The 22,875-nt window shown below is 45.5% G+C and carries 21 protein-coding genes; 1 reads left to right on the top strand and 20 read right to left on the bottom strand.

Annotated elements, in window-relative coordinates; genetic code table 11:
• Positions 1-78 precede the first annotated feature (78 nt).
• The 11 genes from fliE to MKY95_RS12035 all read right to left on the bottom strand — a co-directional run bounded on the left by fliE (position 79) and on the right by MKY95_RS12035 (position 12,218).
• On the bottom strand, positions 79-390 hold the full coding sequence (gene fliE / locus MKY95_RS12085; protein WP_017689190.1) for a flagellar hook-basal body complex protein FliE: 312 nt from the start codon (positions 388-390) through the stop codon (positions 79-81).
• A gap of 58 nt (positions 391-448) precedes the next feature.
• Positions 449-898, bottom strand: a complete 450-nt coding sequence (flgC, locus tag MKY95_RS12080) for a flagellar basal body rod protein FlgC (protein WP_017689191.1) — start codon at positions 896-898, stop codon at positions 449-451.
• Positions 899-904: 6 nt separating this feature from the next.
• Positions 905-1,312: a flagellar basal body rod protein FlgB gene (gene flgB, locus MKY95_RS12075; protein WP_036609373.1), complete on the bottom strand. Its 408-nt coding sequence runs from the start codon at positions 1,310-1,312 to the stop codon at positions 905-907.
• Between the two features lie 981 nt (positions 1,313-2,293).
• Positions 2,294-3,694, bottom strand: a complete 1,401-nt coding sequence (gene hslU / locus MKY95_RS12070; RefSeq protein WP_036609375.1) for an ATP-dependent protease ATPase subunit HslU — start codon at positions 3,692-3,694, stop codon at positions 2,294-2,296.
• A gap of 116 nt (positions 3,695-3,810) precedes the next feature.
• The gene (gene hslV / locus MKY95_RS12065; RefSeq protein WP_017689194.1) at positions 3,811-4,353 is read right to left on the bottom strand and encodes an ATP-dependent protease subunit HslV; all 543 of its coding nucleotides are present in this window, start codon (positions 4,351-4,353) and stop codon (positions 3,811-3,813) included.
• A 26-nt stretch (positions 4,354-4,379) separates the two neighbouring features.
• Complete coding sequence (gene trmFO / locus MKY95_RS12060) at positions 4,380-5,717, bottom strand: FADH(2)-oxidizing methylenetetrahydrofolate--tRNA-(uracil(54)-C(5))-methyltransferase TrmFO (protein WP_036609377.1); 1,338 nt, start codon at positions 5,715-5,717, stop codon at positions 4,380-4,382.
• Positions 5,718-5,774: 57 nt separating this feature from the next.
• Positions 5,775-7,874 carry a type I DNA topoisomerase gene (gene topA, locus MKY95_RS12055; protein ID WP_036609379.1) on the bottom strand — a complete coding sequence of 700 codons (2,100 nt, stop codon included), beginning with the start codon at positions 7,872-7,874 and terminating at the stop codon, positions 5,775-5,777.
• Positions 7,875-7,990: 116 nt separating this feature from the next.
• Positions 7,991-9,121, bottom strand: coding sequence for a DNA-processing protein DprA (dprA, locus tag MKY95_RS12050; protein WP_339198916.1), 1,131 nt, complete (start codon positions 9,119-9,121; stop codon positions 7,991-7,993).
• A gap of 244 nt (positions 9,122-9,365) precedes the next feature.
• A complete protein-coding gene (gene sucD / locus MKY95_RS12045) occupies positions 9,366-10,295 on the bottom strand; it encodes a succinate--CoA ligase subunit alpha (protein WP_036609382.1) in 930 nt (309 codons plus the stop codon).
• Positions 10,296-10,358: 63 nt separating this feature from the next.
• Complete coding sequence (sucC, locus tag MKY95_RS12040; protein ID WP_036609384.1) at positions 10,359-11,519, bottom strand: ADP-forming succinate--CoA ligase subunit beta; 1,161 nt, start codon at positions 11,517-11,519, stop codon at positions 10,359-10,361.
• Positions 11,520-11,762: 243 nt separating this feature from the next.
• Positions 11,763-12,218, bottom strand: coding sequence for a MarR family transcriptional regulator (locus MKY95_RS12035; protein WP_036609387.1), 456 nt, complete (start codon positions 12,216-12,218; stop codon positions 11,763-11,765).
• Positions 12,219-12,695: 477 nt separating this feature from the next.
• Here MKY95_RS12035 and MKY95_RS12030 point away from each other — a divergent pair, with 477 nt between their 5' ends.
• A complete protein-coding gene (locus MKY95_RS12030) occupies positions 12,696-14,306 on the top strand; it encodes a YifB family Mg chelatase-like AAA ATPase (protein ID WP_339198911.1) in 1,611 nt (536 codons plus the stop codon).
• A 234-nt stretch (positions 14,307-14,540) separates the two neighbouring features.
• On the opposite strand, the gene MKY95_RS12025 is transcribed toward MKY95_RS12030, so the two are convergent.
• The 9 genes from MKY95_RS12025 to lepB all read right to left on the bottom strand — a co-directional run bounded on the left by MKY95_RS12025 (position 14,541) and on the right by lepB (position 22,551).
• Positions 14,541-15,092: a nitroreductase gene (locus MKY95_RS12025; RefSeq protein ID WP_338708461.1), complete on the bottom strand. Its 552-nt coding sequence runs from the start codon at positions 15,090-15,092 to the stop codon at positions 14,541-14,543.
• Between the two features lie 281 nt (positions 15,093-15,373).
• On the bottom strand, positions 15,374-16,564 hold the full coding sequence (locus MKY95_RS12020; protein WP_339198908.1) for a carboxypeptidase-like regulatory domain-containing protein: 1,191 nt from the start codon (positions 16,562-16,564) through the stop codon (positions 15,374-15,376).
• 61 nt (positions 16,565-16,625) lie between these two features.
• Positions 16,626-16,787: a paeninodin family lasso peptide gene (locus tag MKY95_RS12015; protein ID WP_127543787.1), complete on the bottom strand. Its 162-nt coding sequence runs from the start codon at positions 16,785-16,787 to the stop codon at positions 16,626-16,628.
• A 319-nt stretch (positions 16,788-17,106) separates the two neighbouring features.
• Positions 17,107-17,505 (bottom strand): YraN family protein, encoded by a 399-nt coding sequence (locus tag MKY95_RS12010; RefSeq protein ID WP_076318519.1) that lies wholly within the window; start codon positions 17,503-17,505, stop codon positions 17,107-17,109.
• Positions 17,499-17,810: an EscU/YscU/HrcU family type III secretion system export apparatus switch protein gene (locus tag MKY95_RS12005; RefSeq protein WP_036609395.1), complete on the bottom strand. Its 312-nt coding sequence runs from the start codon at positions 17,808-17,810 to the stop codon at positions 17,499-17,501. Before MKY95_RS12005 ends, MKY95_RS12010 begins: the two co-directional genes overlap by 7 nt.
• Positions 17,807-19,810, bottom strand: a complete 2,004-nt coding sequence (locus MKY95_RS12000; protein ID WP_339198903.1) for a hypothetical protein — start codon at positions 19,808-19,810, stop codon at positions 17,807-17,809. Before MKY95_RS12000 ends, MKY95_RS12005 begins: the two co-directional genes overlap by 4 nt.
• A gap of 60 nt (positions 19,811-19,870) precedes the next feature.
• Positions 19,871-20,572 (bottom strand): ribonuclease HII, encoded by a 702-nt coding sequence (locus MKY95_RS11995; RefSeq protein ID WP_083669772.1) that lies wholly within the window; start codon positions 20,570-20,572, stop codon positions 19,871-19,873.
• A gap of 464 nt (positions 20,573-21,036) precedes the next feature.
• Positions 21,037-21,900, bottom strand: coding sequence for a ribosome biogenesis GTPase YlqF (ylqF, locus tag MKY95_RS11990; RefSeq protein WP_017689210.1), 864 nt, complete (start codon positions 21,898-21,900; stop codon positions 21,037-21,039).
• A 30-nt stretch (positions 21,901-21,930) separates the two neighbouring features.
• The gene (gene lepB / locus MKY95_RS11985; protein ID WP_036609449.1) at positions 21,931-22,551 is read right to left on the bottom strand and encodes a signal peptidase I; all 621 of its coding nucleotides are present in this window, start codon (positions 22,549-22,551) and stop codon (positions 21,931-21,933) included.
• Between the last annotated feature and the right edge of the window lie 324 nt (positions 22,552-22,875).

Genomic DNA, 22,875 nt, shown 5'->3' with positions numbered 1-22,875 from the left:
AGGTTGACGATCAGGAGCAGCATCGCAGCTGCTTTGTTGTAATGATCAGCGCTATTATCGAAGCGCAAGTAGGTTATTTTATAACTGCGTTCGCATAACTTCTTGGTATGCTTCGACCACTTTGTTTCGGACTTGAGTTGTGAGTTGTAGGCTTAACAAGGCCTGTTCGGAAGCAATCATCACCTGATCCACATTCGCTTTGCCGACCAAGAATTGATTCGACATTTCATGCGATTGAGCCTCCTGTGCTGCAACGGACCCTAATGCATTCTGTAAGTATGTACCGAAGCTCTGAATGGTTTCGGCTGGTGTAGAAGGCTTACTTTCGGTTGCACTCTTCATCTGTAGCGGTTGTATCCCCTGTGTGCTAAACATGTTGTTCTGAATCATTAATGTCCCTCCCCTTCATCCCTGGTTTGTATTTTTCTTATTTTCATTTTTAAGCAGATTATCTTCCAATCTCCAAAGCTTTGGAGATCATCGCTTTGGTTGAATTCAGTGCTGTTACGTTTGCTTCATATGAACGCGAAGCAGAGATCATGTCGACCATTTCTTTCGCAATATCCACATTAGGCATAAATACATATCCTTCTGCGTTTGCATCCGGATGAGAAGGGTCATACACAGGCTTGAGAGGTGACTGATCCTCGCGAATCTCCGTTACTCTTACGCCATCTCCTGAACCGCTACCTCTCATCTGATTTTGCAGCATCGTACCAAATGACGTTTTATTCGGCTCAAGCACAACCATTTTACGTTTGTAAGGGACCGCTTCACCATTGGATACGCTCGCGCGCGTAGTCTCTGCGTTGGCAATGTTGGAAGATATTACGTCCATCCGCAACCGTTGGGCTGTCAGAGCTGAGCTACTGATACTAAAACTATTACTAATGTTCAATTTAGGTTATCTCCCTTCCACGCCAACACGCATGATTTTAATTTGTTCGTTCACTTGCTGAATATAAGCGTTATAACGTAACTGATTCTCCGCCAGAAGACTCATTTCTCTGTCTATATCGACATTGTTTTCGTTGTTATTCATGGAGGTTGACTGGTCCATATTAACTACTGGCGTGGGTACGGAAGAGGAAGGACCTATGACAAAATGCCTTGCATCAGTTAATTTACCCTTAAGAACAGGCATATCTCCATTCATTTGCCCTTGCAACATTTCTTCAAAAGAAACGTCCGAGCGCTTGAAATACGGAGTATCGGCGTTCGCGATGTTGTCAGCAATTGTTCGTTGTCTGATATTGGACGCATCGAGTGCACCTTGCAATCTTTTAAAGCTGATATCGTTTAAAAGATTCACAATCTCCCTCCTCTCTTTAGAAGTTATGGAAAAAGATTGTATCTTTTCCCTTGAAAATTCTTATGTTTTTTTCGACAAAAACATTCGTCTTTACACGGTTTTCTAGGACTTAAGTAGAATTAACTCTGATGTTGTCGTATAACATAAGTTTCTTCGAGTTTGGGATTTATTACAATAAGAAAAAAGCCCTATCTTTTCTGAAAGACGGGGCTTTTTGTGTATTTTCTGCAAATTATGAATTTTTTCGTAAATGTTCGGGCCCAAAACAAAAGTATGTTAATACTCTCCCTTATTGTTCTTTAACATTCTTAAAATAAAAAAAAAATTTCGAGTCTCAGCATGAGCTTATATCGCCCGTAATTATGTATATTTCCGAATATTTCATAGTTGATAATGTTAGAATTTTTTGCCGTCATACTAAGGGTTTAAGGACAATATGATAGGTATACATACAAAGCTGTATATTAATCAATTGACAAATTATCTTTCAAGAATAAAGAAAACTCGTCTTGCCCACACAACACTTTCTTAACAATTCAGTGGGGTCTATATATTTTAATTTTAAGAAAACAATTAGTGGCTTCAAACTTTTCAACAATTCATCATTTTGCGCATTTACGCAACATTTACCAATCTGTCGACTAAACCGATGACCAGACTTGGAATAAGGAAAATTCTTTTAATGGGAATCATTGGGTATGGAATGGAAGAATAACTACCACTCCGATAGGTTTTAACTCCGGATACATGCGGCACAAGTCCTAGGTTTTGTCGATCCGTATAACAACCACACATCTTTTATCGGTTGTAACATCAAAATCCTTTAGGTAGAAACAAAAATAAACGATATGCGTTAAGTAAGAGGGCCTTTGTGATTCGTTAAAGGATCGCTTCCCTTTGTCGATCACACAAATGTTCTCTACTCTCTTGCATACCGTTCATTTATAACATCATTTTAACAACTACAAGGCTAGCCCTATGTTACAGAATATACTGACTCAAATCACGATCAAGCGCAATATCATTTAATTTCTCCCGGACATACTCCGGAGTAATCACCATACGTTCCAGTGTAAGCTCAGGTGCCTCAAAGGATAAATCCTCCAAAAGCTTCTCAAGAATCGTATGCAATCGACGTGCACCTATATTTTCTGTATTTTGATTGACGGATTCAGCCAATTTGGCAATCTCGCGAATAGCCTCATCCGAGAACTCAATCTCAATATTCTCTGTGCGCAACAGATCAACATACTGCTTGGTCAGTGCATTTTGGGGTTCAGTCAGAATGGATACAAACTCCTCCAGTGTTAGACTGCTTAGTTCCACACGAATTGGGAAGCGTCCCTGAAGCTCAGGAATCAAATCAGAGGGTTTGGCGACATGGAATGCGCCAGCTGCCATAAACAGAATATAATCCGTTTTGACAGGACCATATTTCGTCATTACTGTAGAGCCCTCTACGATAGGCAGTATGTCACGTTGCACACCCTCACGGGATACATCAGGACCACTACCGCGCCCTTGACTGGCGACCTTGTCAATTTCATCTATGAAAATGATACCTGTCTGCTCTGCTCGACGAATGGACTCTTGGGTAACATCATCCATATCGATCAATTTGCCTGCTTCTTCCTGGGTCAACACTTTGCGCGCTTCTTTGATGGCGAGCTTGCGCTTTTTCGTACGACGAGGTAAGAGGCTACCAAACATCTCCTGCATATTCATGCCCATCTGATCATTACCTTGTCCAGCAAACATGTCCATCATGTTAGGCGCAGTGTCTTCGACATCAATCTCAATGATGTCATCCTCCAGCTTGCCGGACAACAGATCAAACTTGATCTTACGGCGGCGTTCGGCAACCCCAGTATCCGGTTCTGGCTCATCCTGTTCCTGAACGTTGTTGCCATTATTACCAAAGATCATCTCAAAGGGATTACGCTGACTCTTGGACTTAGACTGTGAAGGAGCCAAAATATGTACAATTCGCTCATTGGCAGCTTCTTCAGCTTTGTCCTTCACTTTTTCAGTCCGCTCCAACTTCACCATCCGCAGTGATGTCTCAATCAGATCACGCACCATCGATTCAACGTCACGGCCAACGTAACCTACTTCAGTGAACTTGGTAGCTTCCACTTTCACAAATGGCGCACCTACCAGTTTAGCAAGGCGACGGGCGATTTCCGTTTTACCCACACCGGTAGGTCCAATCATCAAGATATTTTTAGGCACAATGTCGTCCTGAGTGTGCTCAGGCAAAAGGCTACGCCGATATCGATTACGAAGGGCTACAGCTACCGATTTTTTAGCTTTCTTTTGACCTACAATATACTTGTCAAGCTCTGCAACAATCTGTCTCGGTGTTAACGCTTGAGTATTCATATTGCTTCCCTCCTACCAGTATGTTGAATTTATTTTTCCTAACAAGGACAAAGAATCCCCTAGACGTCCTGGAGCAGATTACAGAATCATGCTCCACTACGGGAGATTTCTTTGGCTTATAACTCTTCTACAATAATATTATTATTGGTATATACACATAGCTCCGAGGCAATCTGAAGTGATTCACGCGCAATATCTTTCGCTTCCAGGTTTACTGCATGACGTTTCAACGCACGCGCAGCAGATAAGGCAAAGTTTCCACCTGATCCGATAGCAATAACGTCATCATCCGGTTCAATTATCTCCCCGCCGCCTGAAATGAGCAGCATACCTGATTTGTCCATCACAATCAAGAGTGCCTCAAGCTTACGCAAGATCCGATCCTGACGCCAATCCTTGGCAAGCTCTACAGCAGCACGTTGCAAGTTACCATGGTGCTCCTCGAGCTTACCTTCGAATTTCTCAAACAGGGTGATCGCATCCGCCACAGAACCAGCAAAGCCAGCAACAACCTGTCCGCGGTACAAACGTCTTACCTTCTTGGCTGTATTCTTCATCACAACACTTTGGCCCATGGTCACCTGACCATCTCCTGCGATTGCAGCCTTACCATTATGACGAACAGCACAGATCGTTGTAGCATGAAATGACATATCCATGATATCAGCATCCTCCCACGAATAATTTATACGCGTTCCGGAACAGTTAGACCTTCTGCTGCAGCAAAACTGGTGATGCCATCCAGTGCACGCTGTGCAAGAGCTTCATTTTTTTCCTTTTTGTTACGAATCTTTGTTTCAAGCTTCGGCAACAAACCAAAGTTTGCGTTCATTGGTTGGAAGTGCTTGAAGTCAGCCGTTGTAATATACTGAGCCATACTGCCAAGTGTTGTTTCTACCGGCAATACTACCAGTTCCTGCCCAAGTGCTGCTTTGGCTGCGTTCATGCCGGCAATCAGCCCTGATGCAGCAGATTCCACATATCCTTCTACACCCGTCATCTGACCTGCAAAGAACAGGTTTGGACGCTCTTTAAACTGATACGTCGGAAGAAGCAGTTTAGGAGAGTTAATAAATGTATTACGGTGCATTACGCCATAACGAACGAACTCTGCATTTTCAAGTCCAGGAATAAGGGAGAAGACACGTTTCTGTTCTCCCCATTTCAGATGCGTCTGGAAGCCCACCAAGTTATACAGGGTTCCAGCTGCATTGTCCTGTCTAAGCTGAACAACCGCATGTGGCAACTCTCCTGTATGAGGGTTAACCAGACCTACCGGTTTCATTGGACCAAACAGAGCCGTCTGTTTTCCTCGTTTCATCATCACTTCGATTGGCATACAGCCTTCAAAGTAGATTTCTTTCTCAAACTCTTTTAATTGAGCGACCTCAGCAGTAATGAGAGCTTCATAGAAGACATCAAACTCTTCTTCTGTCATCGGACAGTTCAGATATGCCGCTTCACCTTTATCATAACGGGAAGCCAGATACACTTTATTCATATCAATTGAATCTTTTTCGATGATCGGTGCAGCTGCATCATAGAAGTAGAAATACTCTTCACCCATTAGTGCCTTGATTTGCTCAGACAATGCAGGTGAAGTCAACGGCCCCGTTGCAACAACAACGATGCCATCTTCCGGCAGAGAAGTTAATTCCTCATTCACCACTTCGATGAGCGGATGCTGGTGCAACGTGGATGTAATCTCACCTGAAAATCCATCCCGGTCCACAGCAAGCGCCCCACCTGCGGGAACTGCATGTTTGTCTGCTGCTGACAATACGAGAGAATTGAGCATTCTCATTTCTTCTTTTAACACACCCACTGCATTGGTCAATCCATTCGCACGCAGCGAGTTGCTACATACCAGTTCTGCAAATTTATCCGTATGATGGGCTGGCGTTTTCACAACAGGTCTCATCTCGTATAATTTCACGCGTACGCCGCGACTTGCAATCTGCCAGGCCGCTTCTGTTCCTGCCAGCCCGGCACCAATAACGGTTACTTGTTGTTCATTCGTCAAAATCATTTACCCCCATAAAACAATTTCAAAATTCACTAAATTTGATTCGCATATATATTAATCCGCTGATTCGTCATCCGGTTCATCCACCGGCTCCTGATGATCACATGAAGTACACTGCAATCGTGCTCCCTTTTTGTTCCGCTTTTCAATCATTAGCGATCCGCAACTTGGACATGGTTTGGCTGAAGGTCTGTCCCATGAGACAAAATCACATTCAGGATATTTATCACAACCGTAGAAAATACGTCCTTTTTTGCTACGACGCTCAACAACATGACCTTCCTTACACTTCGGACAAGTCACGCCGATATCCTTGATAATCGGTTTGGTATTCCGGCAATCAGGGAAGCCCGAGCACGCAAGAAACTTGCCAAAACGTCCGAGTTTATAAACCAGCGGTTTGCCGCACTTCTCACAGATCTCATCGGATACTTCGTCTTCAATCTCGATTTCTTTCATTTCTTCTTCCGCAAACTCAAGGCGTTTCTCAAAAGATTCATAGAATTCTGCGAGTACTTTGACCCAATCCTCCGAACCTTCCTCCACATGGTCAAGATCACCTTCCATGTTGGCGGTGAACTCTACATTCAGGATTTCAGGGAAAAACTCTTCCATCTGTTCGATGACCAGTTCACCAAGCTCCGTCGGCATGAATTTCTTTTCCTCTATCGCAACATATCCGCGCTTCTGAATGGTCTCCAGTGTTGGCGCATATGTACTCGGACGCCCTATACCCAATTCCTCAAGCGTCTTAACCAACCTTGCCTCCGTATATCGTGGTGGCGGTTGTGTAAAATGCTGTTTTGGCTCAATCTCCTGCTTCTCAAGCACATCTCCACTTTTCAACGGAGGCAGCAGACGATCTTCATCGGTTGTACCATCGTCGTTTCCTTCAACATATACCTTCATGAAACCTTGGAATCGTACCTTCGAACCTGCTGCACGGAAAATGGTGTCCCCCGCAGCAATATCTACAGAGAGTGTATCCAGAATAGCCGAAGACATTTGGCTCGCTACAAAACGTTCCCATACCAGTTTATACAACCGGAACTGATCGCGACTCATGAATGACTTGATTGAGTCAGGGTCACGCAGAATTGAAGTTGGACGAATCGCTTCATGCGCATCCTGAGCATTAGCTGCTTTTTTGGAATAGTTTCGTGGAGTCTCAGGTGCAAATGGCTCACCATACTTACCAACGATATATTCTTTGGCTTCTTCTTGTGCAGATGCCGCAATTCGTGTGGAGTCCGTACGCATATACGTGATGAGACCTACTGTGCCTTCTTTTCCAAGGTCTACACCTTCATATAGTTGTTGGGCGACCGACATCGTCTTGGAAGCTCTGAAATTCAATTTACGCGCCGCTTCCTGTTGCAGAGAACTTGTCGTAAACGGGGCGGAGGGGTTACGGCTACGTTCTTTCTCTTTAACTTCCTTGATCGTAAAGTCTGCACCTTCGATCTGTTTCAGGATCGCTTGCACTTCCTCTTCACTGCCCAGCTCTGTTTTGGCCCCGTTCAGTTTATGAAACTTGGCTTCAAACGGATTGCCGTCTGCTGTCAGCTTGGCGGTAATGCTCCAGTATTCTTCCGGCTCAAAATCATCAATTTCATTTTCACGATCTAAAATGATTTTAACAGCCACGGACTGAACCCGGCCTGCAGACAAACCTTTTTTCACTTTCTTCCATAATAACGGACTAATTTTATATCCAACGAGCCGATCCAGAATACGTCTTGCCTGCTGCGCGTTAACCAAATCCATATTGATTTTCCGCGGCGTTTTGAACGCATCTTTGACCGCCTGTTTTGTAATTTCATTAAATACTACCCGGCAATCTGCCGTATCGTCCAGTTCAAGGGCATGGGCCAAATGCCATGCGATAGCCTCACCTTCGCGATCCGGGTCAGCTGCGAGATACACTTTTTTCACTTTCTTCCGTGCATCCTTCAGTTCTTTCAAAATTGAACCTTTGCCGCGGATCGTAATATATTTCGGATTAAAATCATTCTCTACCTCAACGCCGATCTGACTCTTTGGCAAATCGCGAATATGCCCCATCGAAGCTTTTACGATGAACTTGCTGCCTAAATATTTGCCTATCGTCTTCGCCTTTGAGGGCGACTCCACGATTACGAGTGCATCCGCCATAGGTTCATCCTCCTCTCAGTCATGAAACTGTCATGAAACTGTTTCTGTAAGCTTATGCATAGTTAATAACTTCTGCTAATTATATATTTCCACGCACTACGTAGGTTGTAGCTTCGTCATACCCTCGCGTATTTAGTGCCTGGTAATTGGCTAATCTGCTTTTTTATGATTAAAGATAACAGAACTGAATGCAAATGTCCAAAATCCCAACCAAGCAGCTCAACCAGTTGATCCAATGATTGTTCTCCCTGTTCCAACAGATAAATCACACGTTGTTCATCTGGAGAGAGCTTAACCTCAGCGAATATCCCACGCCTGGAAGGCTCGCTTGTTTCGGTCGAACGTCCTCTATTGTAAGGAAGTTGTTCTGCATTTGGCAAGCCCAATCGATACTCTTCCAATACATCTGCTGCACAAGTGACCAATTTGGCCCCTTGACGGATAAGATTGTGTGCTCCCCGACTTTTCGGCGATGTAATCGGTCCAGGGACTGCAAATACATCCCTGCCTGCTTCAAGCGCAGCATCTGCTGTAATGAGTGAACCACTGCGAATGTCAGCCTCAACAACCAATGTTCCCAATGTCAGACCGGCAATGATTCGATTCCGTTCCGGAAATAATCCCTGGCGCGCTCTCGTACCTGGTGGATATTCCGACAAAAGCAGCCCCGTCTCCGCGATTCGTTCAGCGAGGCTTGTATTTTCGGGTGGGTATATATTATCAATCCCTGTTCCAAATACTGCAATCGTTTTTCCTTTGGCACGTAGTACTGCCTCATGACATACGCTATCAATACCGCGGGCAAGCCCGCTTACAATCGTCAGTCCTGCATTGCATAATTGCTCTGCCAGCTTTTCTCCAACTTTGCGCCCATACACGGTTGGCATACGAGTTCCCACCATGGCAATAGACGAATTGTGAAGCAAACTAACATCCCCTCGAGCATACATTACCCAGGGAGGCTGAACGGTTTCCTTCATTAATATGGGATATTTCTGATCCAGATAAGTAATAACCTCTATCCCCTGATTGTAAACGTGTTCTCTTTTACTCTCGATCCATTCGATAGTAAATTGGCTAGCCAAGCGTGCAGCTTGATCTTTGCGCAAGCCTGCTGCGACCCAGTCGCTTTCCCCATAATTCAATAGTTCGGGTAATTCATGTTGTCCCAGAATCAGTTTCGAGATTGTTTTCTTGCCAATGCCCTCCATCTCATGTAACCCAAACAAGATCCATCTTTCTTCCATACCATAAACCTCCCAAAGCGGGAAGAGATCTTCCCTCATATTGTGTGTTAAGTGACCACGGAATGCAAGCGTTTACGCAGATGAGAGACAATTCCTCCCCCTTTTCCCGTAAAAAAAACGCAAAAAAGCAACCCTTCGCCCTGTTCAAGGACAAAAGGTTGCTTACCTTTTCCGTAACCATAATAGTCGGTCTACCAGAAATAAATCATTTCCGAGCCGTTTCTTCTATTATAACGAAAAAGAATTAATGTGTCGTGCACAAATTCAAAATACCGCGTTCCTCAAGTACACTCACCAAAGTCGAACCCATCTCAGCAGGAGTTGGTGCTACTTTGATTCCACATGATTCCAGCTTCGCAATCTTCTCTTTGGCTGTACCTTTACCGCCAGAGATAATAGCGCCAGCATGGCCCATCCGTTTGCCTGGAGGCGCTGTTACGCCACCGATAAAGCCAACAACCGGTTTGGTCATGTTTTCACGTACCCAATCTGCAGCATCCTCTTCAGCTGTACCACCAATCTCACCAATCATGATGACCGCATGAGTCTGTGGATCTTCATTGAACCGTTTGAGGATATCAATGAACTCGGAGCCTTTTACAGGGTCTCCCCCGATTCCTACAGCAGAAGATTGTCCAATGCCACGTGTCGTCAGTTGATGAACGGCTTCATAGGTAAGTGTTCCACTACGGGAAACAACGCCTACGTGCCCTGCCATATGGATATAACCAGGCATGATACCGATTTTACATTCGCCTGGTGTAATGACACCTGGACAGTTTGGTCCGATCAGGACGGTATTTTTACCTTCCATGAAGCGGTCAACCTTGATCATGTCAAGAACCGGAATACCTTCTGTAATACAGATCACGAGGTCCAGCTCAGCATCAACAGCTTCCATAATGGAATCTGCTGCAAATGCAGGAGGAACGTAAATGACGCTCGCTGTTGCGCCTGTAGCTTCCTTCGCTTCCTGCACAGTGTTGAACACCGGCAGACTAGCTACTGTACCGTCTTCCAACGTGATATCCACATTAGTTCCGCCTTTACCCGGTGTAACTCCGCCTACCATCTGGGTTCCGTAGTCCAATGCGCCCTTCGTGTGGAACATTCCCGTTGAACCCGTAATGCCTTGCGTAATGACTTTTGTATTTTTATCGATCAAAATACTCACGTTGCTTCACATCCTTACGGTTATTTTTCAATTCCCGGACAGCTCCGGTACTAAGGAATGAACTTATTTTACGAGGGCAACAATTTTCTGTGCACCATCGGCCATGGAATCAGCAGGAACGATATTCAGGCCAGATTCACCCAGAATACGTTTGCCAAGCTCCACGTTAGTTCCTTCAAGACGAACAACCAGCGGTTTGGTCAGGCCAAGCTGCTTCGCGGCTTCAACAACACCATTGGCGATAACATCACAGCGCATGATGCCACCGAAGATGTTAACAAAGATCCCAGCTACTTTGGCATCGGACAAGATGATCTTAAATGCTTCAGTCACCTTCTCCGTTGTCGCACCGCCCCCAACGTCAAGGAAGTTGGCCGGGTCTCCACCGTAGTATTTAATAATATCCATCGTTGCCATCGCAAGTCCCGCACCATTGACCATACAGCCGATGTTGCCATCAAGTGCTATGTAGCTGAGGTCGTATTTGGAAGCTTCGATTTCTTTTTCATCCTCTTCATCCAGGTCACGCAGTTCCAAAATGTCTTTGTGACGGAACAGGGCGTTGGAGTCAAAGTTTAATTTCGCATCTAGCGCGATAACGTTTCCATCTCCGGTAACAACGAGAGGATTGATCTCTGCAATAGAGCAATCTTTTTCGACAAATGCAGTGTACAGCGCGAGCATGAACTTAACAGCTTTGTTCACCAGTTCATTCGGAATCTTAATGCTGTAAGCCAGTTTACGGGCCTGGAACACTTGCAATCCAATGGCAGGGTCAATGATTTCTTTGAAAATTTTCTCAGGTGTAGCTTCAGCTACTTCTTCAATCTCAGTACCGCCTTCTTCGGAAGCCATCATAACTACACGGCCTGTGGCACGGTCCACAACAACACCCACATAATACTCTTTGCGGATATCGCATCCTTCTTCAATCAGAAGACGTTTCACTTCTTTACCTTCTGGTCCAGTCTGGTGTGTTACCAATACTTTGCCCAGAATTTCGGAAGCATAGGCACGAACTTCATCCGTACTCTTTGCCACTTTTACGCCGCCGGCTTTACCCCGGCCACCTGCGTGAATTTGTGCTTTGACAACAGTCACTGGACTGCCCAATGCCTCAGCGGCCGCGACCGCTTCATCGACTGTATAAGCAACCTTTCCGTTTGGAACGGTAACTCCATACTGTTTCAGTACTTCTTTTCCTTGATATTCATGGATATTCATTCTCGAATCCTCCTATCAACATGACTGCAACAAGGCGGGTTGGTAGACTAACAAAAGACAAATGTTGACTATTTTCACTCAAGCCCAATTCATTGTAACACGTTTTTAAAACGCTTTCCTTAAAAAACTAATGGTTAATAGACAGTATTTTGATATGAGTATGATCCCATATTGTGAATGCTTGGGTATATATGGAAAAAACCCCAGATAAAAACTGAGGTTTCCTTGATGTAAAACTACATTTTATTTTTTGGCTGCGTTGGTGTTGGTTTCGTGAACTTTCTCCAGCAATCCTTTGAACTGACCCAGCAATGTTTCAAACTCTGTACTGTTCAAACACGCATCTCCCTGAATGGATTCAGGTATGGATAATGCCTTGTTCCGCAACTCACGACCCGAGTCGGTTAGTGTAATTAATACTTTTCGTTCGTCCTGAGCCGAGCGTTCGCGATTAATAAGTCCTGCTGACTGCAAACGTTTGAGAAGTGGTGTCAACGTTCCCGAATCGAGATAGAGAGCCTCCCCGATCTCCTTAACCGTACATTCTTCACGTTCCCACAAAACCATCAACACCAAATACTGGGAATACGTTACGCCAAGTACCTCCAGATAAGGCTGGTACATCTTCGTAATCTCACGTGAACAAGCATATATGGCAAAGCATAATTGGTTATCCAGCTTCAAACTGTCAGTCTGCATATGTCTTTCTCACCTGCCTATTGTGCAATCTATTCCTAATAATACGGGAACTATAGATCTATACTATCACAAAATAGAAAAAAAACAGAATAATTGAGCACAAATGATTTTACTATTCAATTTAATTATGATAAATTAGATTGTGTAAAACATAAATATAATTAGATAATCAGCAGTTCATCCCCATGATTTAACAACAATAATAGATAAGTCCATCGAACAGATTCACGCTTTCTCGGGCTAAATTTAATAAACATAATGAAAGTTTATACGTAACCATGTTCGCAAAGCTATTTAATGATTTCCTTCCAGAAATAAAATTCAGGGATCAGGAAAGATGACTACAGCAATGATAATGACAGGTTGACTCCATGATTCCTTTTATATAAAATGCTAATAGAAGCTGAGGAAGCACCTTAATTCGTAGACTGGCCCGTATTATGCGGAGTCAAGAATCGAGTGAGGTGTTTCTTTTTTATGTACGGAAAATTACACAGTGCGTGTTTGTACGGAATCGATGGTGTTCTGATCGAGGTGGAAACCGATTTATCCAATGGTCTGCCACAGACATCCATCATCGGTTTACCGGATTCAGCCATTCGTGAGGCCGTTGAACGTGTTCGTGCAGCGATTAAAAACTGCGGATATCAGTATCCTTTACAGCGGATCACAATCAATCTGGCCCCCGCTGATCTGCGAAAGGAAGGATCTTCCTTTGATCTGGCTATCGCTATTGGTTTACTTATGACAAGCGGCCAGCTTGTACTTCCTCCCCAGGAACGGACACTAGTGGTTGGCGAACTGGCGTTGGACGGTTCGATCAGGTCCGTGCCGGGCATTTTATCCATGGTGGATCTGGCCAAACGACAAGGCTTTACGTCCGTGCTCCTACCTTTGGATAACGTGGAGGAAGCGTCACTGATTCGAGGTATCCAGGTTTTTGGCATTCGTCATTTACAGGATATTGCTCCGGAAAACCCAGATCAACCCTCTAGTTCAGTGGGAATACCAAACAATTCGAATGCAGGACCAGTCGTGTTGAAAAATTATGCACACCTTGCTGCTCCTATAACTGATAAGACTCATAAGATGGCGGATAGGAAGCCAAGACAAACACCATTATTTGCAGATGACTATAGCGATGTTCTGGGGCAGCATCATGTAAAACGCGCGCTTATGATTGCTGCAGCCGGCATGCATAATATACTGCTCGTTGGACCGCCAGGCACGGGCAAAACGATGTTAATCAAACGTCTACCCTCCATCCTTCCTCCTTTGTCAGAAGATGAAGCGTTGGAAGTCACCAAAGTATTAAGTGCCGCAGGCAAGTTGAAAGAAGCGCCTCAAGGCCTGATTGCAGACAGACCTTTTCGCTCTCCTCACCACACGATATCCACCTCTGGTCTGATTGGAGGCGGTGGTATCCCAAAACCGGGTGAAGTGAGCCTTGCCCACCGGGGCATATTGTTTCTGGATGAATTACCTGAATTCCAGCGCCAAGTGCTGGAGGTATTAAGGCAGCCGTTAGAGGATCGCACAGTGACAATTAGTCGGGCTCGCGCTGCATTCACCTTTCCGGCCCAATTCATGCTTGCATGTTCCATGAATCCCTGTCCCTGCGGTTATTTGTCCGCTCATTCGGAGGAGCAACGCTGCATATGTAGTCCAGCCCGTGTTGCCGCATACCGAGCCAAAATTTCAGGACCACTGCTGGACCGCATTGATCTTCAGGTTGAAGTTCCTCCACCAGGCGAGTGGCGCAAGTCTGCTGCTTCCCCTTCCTCTGAAGAAATGCAGGCAAAAGTGATCCACGCTCATCAAATTCAGGCTACACGTTATGCCAAAAGTTCGGTTCGTTGGAATAGCCAGCTTTCGGGCACGCTTTTGCGACGAACGATCCATCTCCCCCAAGAGGCAGAGCAGCTGTTAGAGCAAACGCTGCAAACGTTAAACCTGAGCATGCGTGCACATGATCGGATAATCAAGATGGCACAGACAATTGCCGATCTGGACCATGAAGGTGAAATTGTGACAGCTCATGTGGCTGAAGCCATCCAGTATCGTCAATTGGATCTTAATCTATTTTAGAAGCATATGGAGGAAAGAACAGGCCGATTTACCCAAAGGCAGTGAAATGGGCATGAAACTGCGGACATCAGAGGAAAATCGAGAAGGATTCCTTATGCAGATTCTACAATGCGGATACACCAACATGACAAAAAAACGTACAAGCCCTTCTCTTCTGTGAAGAAAGGTACTTGTACGTGGATTTCCCCTGTAAACGTAAGGGGATCTTATATAGCTAAGGTCTACAATAATTTATTATTCAAAAAGAGTGAGTTTGTCCTTGGCTGGTGTGCGTTCTTTGGCAGAAGGAATAACATCAGGGTAACCCATATAAATCATGCCTACAATCTTCTCTCCCGCCTCTATTCCAAGCGATTTGCGGAATTTGGGAGCGTACAAAAATGGCTTGGTCACCCAGAACGTTCCAATGTCTTCACTCCAGGCTGCAAGCATAAAGTTTTGAACCAATGCACTAACCGCAGCGAAGTCTTCGTCCCAGATATTCTGTCTTGGATCTTCTTCCAGCACAACAAGCATAACGGATGGAACTTGCATAATATTGGGTGAGAATTTGTTGTCTTCTCCCATTTCTGCATCAATAGCCTCCGCCAGTTTCTTCCGTCCATTTCCGGTAAACAACAAAAATCTCCAAGGTTCACGCAGTTTATGGTTAGGAGCCCAGACTGCCGTATCCAGCAAATCTATAATCTGCTGTGTAGGAACAGCTTCTTTTTTGAATTTTTTCACCGTACGACGGTTTTGAATCGCATTTCTGACTTCATTTGTTGTTTTCGTAGCTTTACTCATCGGCCGTACCTCCTGTTTATAAAATCATTTGCAACCGCAATAGTGATTCGCGGCCTTGTACATTCAATATAATTTCTTTATGACATAATAAAATACCAGTTTACCTTCTTGATTATACACCCATCTGATCACGAGATTCAAAGGGGAGGCAAAGGTCAGTACCGTTAGGGTCATTCCAACAGAAAAGACGACTCTGAATCTTGATTCACCACGAGGGATCATAAAGTCAGAACCGTCTTTTATTCTCATGTTATTGATTCACATATCATATCAACGAGTAATCAATCGTCGTAACTCTCCCCTTCAAACGTGCCATTCCCTTCAAATGTGCCATTAATAAAATCCATTTTGTTGTACTTCTCCTGGTTACCTGCAACATCTGTACTATAGTACTCTACCACCTTGACATCAGGGGCATAAAACTTGACGGGTCCTTCATAGTTTTTCCATTCTCCCCCGTTGATTCGATATTGCGTTGTTTTTACGCCCGAACCTTTGACTTCGTCTGTTGCCTGAAGTCTGAATGTAAATCCTTTGATGTATATTTTCCCGTTCACAGTATCTGTAATAGGAACTAATCTGTACTTGGTTACTGGAGGTGTAATATCTGCATCCTTCTTAAGTACGATATTAAACGTATTATGATCTCCTTTTACAAGAGTAACGCTCAGGCTCGTTTTTAGATATCCTGCTGCTTCTCCCGTTATCGTTCTAGCCCCTGTTGGTACGCGCTTTATTAAATAGTTGCCTTGAGCATCTGTTGTTGCCGAACCTCCAGCATTAACTTTAGCCCCACTTACTGGATTGCCCGACTCATCTACAACTTTTCCCCGCACGTGTGCCGCCTCTGCCAAAACAACATCCATTCTCAAGGTTCCTCCCTCCCGGACACCCAAGCGATCCTGTTCATATAACATATAATCATCGGCATCTACCCATATTGCAATGTTCGGATTATAGGCGTAATCAATTCCTGTAACCGCATATCGACCTTGCTGATCAGTTTTCACTATACGATCAAAGACACTTGTTACTTTTATACGAGCATCTGGAACCGGTCTGCCTGCCTGATCTTTGACTGTTCCTACAATCGTGGATGGCTCATAAATACGAAAATCAAGTTGTATTTGCTCTCCCCCCCTTAAACTATAGGAAGTGTAATGTCGATACGGCACATACCCCTCTGCTTCAACTGAAAAGGTAAATACAGTATAGTTCTCAACGGATTCAATAATACGATAATTCCCACTCTCATCTGTCTCCACGCTGTGTTCCTTATTCCCATAATCAAGCCAATACTTGACTGTGGCGTCCTTGACAGGCAATCCCTGACGATCAATCACTTTACCTGACACACTAACCGCATTGTCAGATTCAGTAGCATAAGAAACTCCGGAATACATGATTCCAAACAAAATGAAACATAAAGATAGTGTACTTAGTCGAATTATCCATTTGATACTTGTCTGCATCTTCTCACTACACCTCACCATTTATTTTATTGATCAAACATTCCTCTTTAGCCTCTTAAAATTAACTGACCATAAGTTCAAGCTTCCAGAATTCTCCGTCCCAAACATATTGCCAAATCCCCTGTCCACCGTTCATGGTCTCGCTGATATCCAGCACTTCCATCTGAGGGCACTCCCATACTTGTTTTACTGTGTTGTTCGAAGTATTCTGAAGCTCTTTCATACATCCCACCAACCTCTCTTTAAATTTCAACTTTCTTAGTTTATTACAAATGATACATTTTGTATCTATAAATTTCTGAAATACGATGATTTTATTATCAATGCTCTAACCTCTGTTTTTTGATTTCATAGTTAAATCAAAAAAGCCGCAGCTCCTGTATAAATAGGAACTACAGCTTTAGTATATTAACTAATTTTAAAACTAAAACGAATGCAAAGATAAGACATAATTAAACTTGTACTTCGAAATCACTGACCGACTCACATTAAAAAGATACATTACGTATCGCATAATATAGCAATAACTTCTAGTGTAATTTTTAAAAAGCATTAACAATATGATTCACAGAGACAATCTCTCCTGCTTGATCAAGCATTACGGCAATTACATCAAAACGGATCTGAAGTTCCGTCTCTCCCGTCATTTGCAAATACACGGATGCGGTTGAACGTACCTGCTGCATTTTACGCATATCAACCGATTCCTGAGGTGTACCGTACTGAGCGGCTCCACTTCTGCTTCTTACTTCTACAAAGACAAGCAAGCCCTCGTAGGAAGCAATGATGTCAATCTCACCGCTACGGCAACGCCAGTTCTGTCTAATGATTCGATAATCGTGCTCTCGCAACCATTGACAGGCAGCCTCTTCACCTAATCGGCCTTTCTGCTGTCGTGTGAGCTTTAATCCTGGCTCCTGACCCAATCTACGTTCTACCATGACTCATTTTCCTCACGTCCTGAGGCCATGCGATCTGCACGGTAGACGTACGTTAGCACCTCTGCGACCAGTTGATACAGTTCTGCCGGAATCTGTTCATCCAGATCCAACTTGGAGAGCACCTCCACAAGTGCTGCATCCTCCTGAACAGCCACGCCGTTTTCTCTGGCTTTATCAAGAATGGCTTCTGCCACTTTGCCGCGCCCCTTGGCTACAACAACAGGCGCTTCGCTCTCTCCAGGGACATATTTTAGGGCAACCGCCTTTTTGGAGAGCAGGTCCGGTTGTGACGACTCGTCTTTCATACCTTCAAGTCCACCCCTTTGTATCGTTCAGGACTATAGTCCGAGGCCCGCGTTTTTCGTTCCGCGCCCGGTTCCTGGCCCGCAGGCCACGGTTCCGCCTTGAAGGTCAGCAGTTGATAGCCCAGCTTGTCCAATGCCTGATGGATCACCTCTCGTCCGCTCTCCAGAAGCGGTCCCATTCCTTCGCGATCATTTAATACACGCAGACTGACAATGTTATTAACCACATGGACATCTACCAGAGTAGGCCCAAGACTTTTCATGTCCAGATCAAACCACAGACGGCAATTGGAGGCATCCAGTTCCCCACGTTGACCTCTGCGAGACTGAATCTGAACAGACGCCGTTTCTTCCCCGTCCGGTCCAGTGATCGGAATAAACCAGTGCATCTGTGCAAATGTAGCACTGCGATCTGTCGTTAGCAATAACTGCTGACCTGTCAGATATTGCACGGCCTGTCCGGCGGCATCCTTAAGCGCCGCGGGTGCACCTTCGCTGCTGGCGAGCTGCAGCAGCAAGCCCTTCAGCGTGTCCGCATTCGCCGGACTCGCCGCATCCCCCACGCGCGGCTGCACTGCCGCGCCGTGAACGGCCTGCTGCTCGTGCTCCGCACCGAGCAGCTTCAGCACGCGCCCCACCCACGGGTCCCCCTCGTGGGTGACAGGCGCGTGCACTGCCGCAGCTCCCGCAGGTGCTGCGGCACTACCGCCAGCCGGCGGCGCATCAGCGCCGGCTGGCAACGGCTGCGGCACGCCTCCGGCAGCCGCAGCCGCCTGGCCGCCCTGCGATGCAGGGGCGGCCTGTGCGGCAGTGGACGCGCTGCGCAGGGCGTCCAGCAGCGCCAGCAACTTGGGCGCCAGCTGCGCTGCCGTAGGCGCTGCTGGCGCCGCCTGGCCTGCTGCGGACGGCGTCCCCGCAGCAGCAGGCGTTTCAGCGCGGCCGTCAGTCCGCCCGGCCGCGCCTGTTTCAGGCTGGCCTGCACTTGCACGGCCAGCCACAGATTCAGTAGCCGCCCCCGATGTACCCGGGCGGCTCCCAGCCTGCCCCGCGTCAGCCCCGCGCGGGCTCTCTCCAGGTATTCCAGTTCCAGACGGAATACCTGCACCCCCTTTGCCAGCCGTTTCAACGTTGCTGGCAACTGCCTTTGCCCCAGCTTCAGCATTTCCGGTGCCTCCGCCGGTTTGCACGTTTCCTTTCACCGCAGTACCTGCATCCTCTGCCCCGCCATCCGTCATGGATATAGCACCTGCCAACGCCGCTTGTCCTTGTTGCGTTGACAAAGCAGGTGTTCCCGTTCCAGTCACCTGACGACCGTTGCCTGATGCAGCCAATCCTTCTTCCATGTGTGCTCCATTCAGCACGACGGGTACACCAGCCACAACAGCTGGTTTCATGGCAGCAGATTGCTCTCCAGGCAATACCGGTTTACCTGTTGTTTGAGTAAGCATCGTTTCCAACTGGTCAGCCAACCCGCTTAACAACTGGTGCAGAGGGGGGCCAAACACCGTCTGGTGTAATCCTTTTACTGTTTCCGCCGTAACCGGAAGACCACGCTGAAAAGCAATTCCCGTCGCCTGCACCCATTCTTCCACAGGTACCTGTGCAGGTTTAGCAGTCATCATATTCTGGACCATAGCCACATTATCCTTCGTTAGCGGCAATCCGCTACGCTGCATGGCAAGTAACAGTTCCCGGTTCCCTTTTGTATCCGGCAGTCCTACATCCTTAAGCAGGTTGTTCAGCGAAGCTTGTGGCAGCTCAGCAAGTGTACCCGTCATAGGTTTCATTACCGTTATGCCATTTTCACCTGGAGGCTGCACTTGAAGCAACGTGGTCTCACCCGGACGGAGTGGAGTCTCCAACTTGGCGCGCACTTGCACACCTTGAATCTGCAGAACTGCTTCTCCCCCATCATCGGATACACTAACGACGGAGCCACGAACCACCTGACCTTCCTTTAATTCAAGCGGTTTGGCATTGCCGGGCTTACTGTCTCCCATTAACCCCTTTATCATGGAACCGATATTCAAATCTCTCCCCCTCCTTTCTTCAAACCTGTATTAAAACAAAGATTGCTGCTCTCCAAGCAGGTTGCCCAGAAAACTGCGCCGATGCATCGGGGTTGCCCCCAATGCCATAATTTGCTCCCGATGAACTTTTGTTGCATATCCTTTATGTATCGACAAACCATATTCCGGATATAACGTATCCCATTCTTCCTTACACAGCCGATCTCGCGTTACCTTGGCAATAATAGATGCCGCTGCGATCGATTGACTATTAGCATCCCCTTTAATAATGGACAGTTGAGGTACATTCACATCCACCTTCTCGGCATCCACCAGCATATAATCAGGAGTTTCTCCCAATGCTTCAACCGCACGTTTCATCGCAAGTCTCGCAGCCTGTTTGATGTTAAGCCGATCAATTGTCTCTGCATCCGCATACCCGATACCTACCGCCAGCGCTTTTTCCATAATGATGTCATATAATGCATCACGTTTTTTCTCCGTTAATTTCTTGGAGTCATTCACGCCTTCCAGGATGAGATCCTTCGGTAAAATAACCGCCGCTGCCACAACATCCCCAAACAAACAGCCCCGTCCCACCTCATCAATACCAGCAATACGTTCAAATCCACTGTCCCAATACTCCCGCTCATAGAGCAACAGATCTCGAGGTTCACTGACTTCTTTTTTCTTCTTTGGTCCAATCGGAGTATCCAGTAGATTCAACCCGATCTCTTCATTATTTTCAACCATAACGCTCATCTCCTCTACCCACGCTTTTTCAGCATACGTATCACTTACAACTTTTTATAATATAGACGTAGATCCTCTGTCTTTTGTTCTGTACAACCTGTCTCTCTCAGTAAAACTTTTCCTTGAGATTTATAATATAAAGATAGTGATGTCTTCATTTATCGGTATTTGATGGTTTAAATTGAATATATCAGACCTCGTCTAATTTAAATTGCACCACCATTTATCATAGCACGATTTTGATGCACCTGATATATAGGTCAGCCAATTCCATAAAGCGTACTGTTCTTCAATCCTCTTCCATTTTATCGTTTTCGACGTATGTTCCAGCTCTACTTCCACGTTTGTATACACAAAAAAACGACCGCTCCCGGTAATCCGGTAACGGCCGCTTCTTTCGGCACTTGTATATATGAAATGAACAGATAAAGATAATGATCTTCATCGTGTAGAGTCCATTTTTTTTAATAGGGAGCTTCCATAGAGAAACGTCCCATTTTACCCGCTCGTAGTTCACGCAGAAATGCTCGTGATGCCTTTTCCAGATCAATGCGTCCACCGCTTACAATGCAACCACGTATACGGCCAACTTGTTCCATAATCGCAATAACACTGTCTGAATCATCTGCATCCTTGGAGAACTCCTGAAGTCCATATCTCTCTTCAAGGGCGTCCCAGTAATAACGCATCAGGTAACTGATTCCAAAAAAGGCGATATCCTCTGCATTCAAAATTTCCTCTTTGATCGCACCAGTTACGGCAAGACGATAACCTACATTTTGATCTTCGAACTTAGGCCAAAGAATACCTGGAGTATCCAATAACTCCATTTCTTTGCCTACCTTGATCCACTGTTGCCCCTTCGTCACACCAGGACGATCTCCTGTTAACGCAATACTCCGTCCAGCCAGTCGGTTAATCAGTGTTGATTTACCTACATTGGGAATCCCTACGATCAACCCGCGAACCGCACGAGGATTAATCCCTTTAGCAATTTGACGGTCAATTTTTTCTTTAAGAAGAAGCTTGGCCTGCACGGGAATATCTTTAACATTGGTTCCCGTCGAAGCATCTACAGGAAAAGCGGTAATTCCTTCTTTTTTGAAATATTCAATCCATTCTTGCGTCACTTTTGCATCTGCCAAATCCGATTTGTTCAACAAAATCATCCGGGGTTTATCCAGCAATATTTCGTCAATCATTGGATTACGGCTGGAGACAGGCAGACGGGCATCCAATAGTTCGATGACCACGTCGATGAGCTTTAACTTATCCTGAATCTGGCGTCTGGCTCGAGTCATATGACCTGGAAACCATTGTATCGTCAACTTGTCTTCACCTCATTATTTACTTCAATTTCAGTGGTTGATCCACTTAATCTCACCGATCGGCCAGAAAATCACATCTGCACGACCAATAATATCTTTTAACGAAACATAACCGATCATACGGCTGTCTGTACTATTTGGACGGTTATCTCCCATGACAAACACATGACCTGCCGGCACTTTGCCATCAGGGAACTGTTCATTCGGGAAATCCTTCACGTTATAGGTTCCACCATTTGCTTCAGCTGCATCAATGGCTCCTTGAATATACGTTTCATCAACCTTTTTACCGTTAACCATCACGGTATCGTCTTGAACCTCAACGGTATCACCTTCTACAGCAATAACACGTTTAATGAAATCTCGACCTTCGGATGGTACGTGGAAGACGATAACTTCACCGCGCTTCGGTTCTCTGATATCATATAAGATTTCGTTGACGATCACACGTTCACCCGTTTCAAAGTTCGGCTGCATGGACGGACCGTCCACAACAAACGGTTTGAAGAGCAACCACCGAATGAGAATGACGAGAACTAATGCGATAACAATGGCTTTAAGCCATTCAACAATTTCATTTTTGGCTTTTTTGGATCGACTATCTTTCTCTTCGGCAGGATTGCCCCGGTCATGTTGAACTTCTTGTTCCATTCAAGATCTTCCTCTCTTCACAGTACATGTTTATAGCAGTACACACATCCAGCATTCTGTATCGTTCCAATAACTCAATGGATGGATACAAAACATTCACATCAGTTATGTAATCTTACACCAAGCATTACAGTACATTTAATCCACAATTCAAATGCCTTCAAGAGGTTGTTCAAAAAGTCGGTACTGAAACCGGTCTTTTGAACACGCACTTCAATAACTGATTTTACAATCCTCCCGGACTATTCCCCGCATGTGTTGCCATACCATTTTACTCGGAAGTGTACCTCCGGTTCAACTTTTCCCGGACAAAAACGAAAAGGG

This window comes from Paenibacillus sp. FSL P4-0176 (assembly GCF_037975265.1).
GTDB lineage: Bacteria > Bacillota > Bacilli > Paenibacillales > Paenibacillaceae > Paenibacillus > Paenibacillus amylolyticus.
This window is presented reverse-complemented; position numbering and strand designations above follow the sequence as displayed.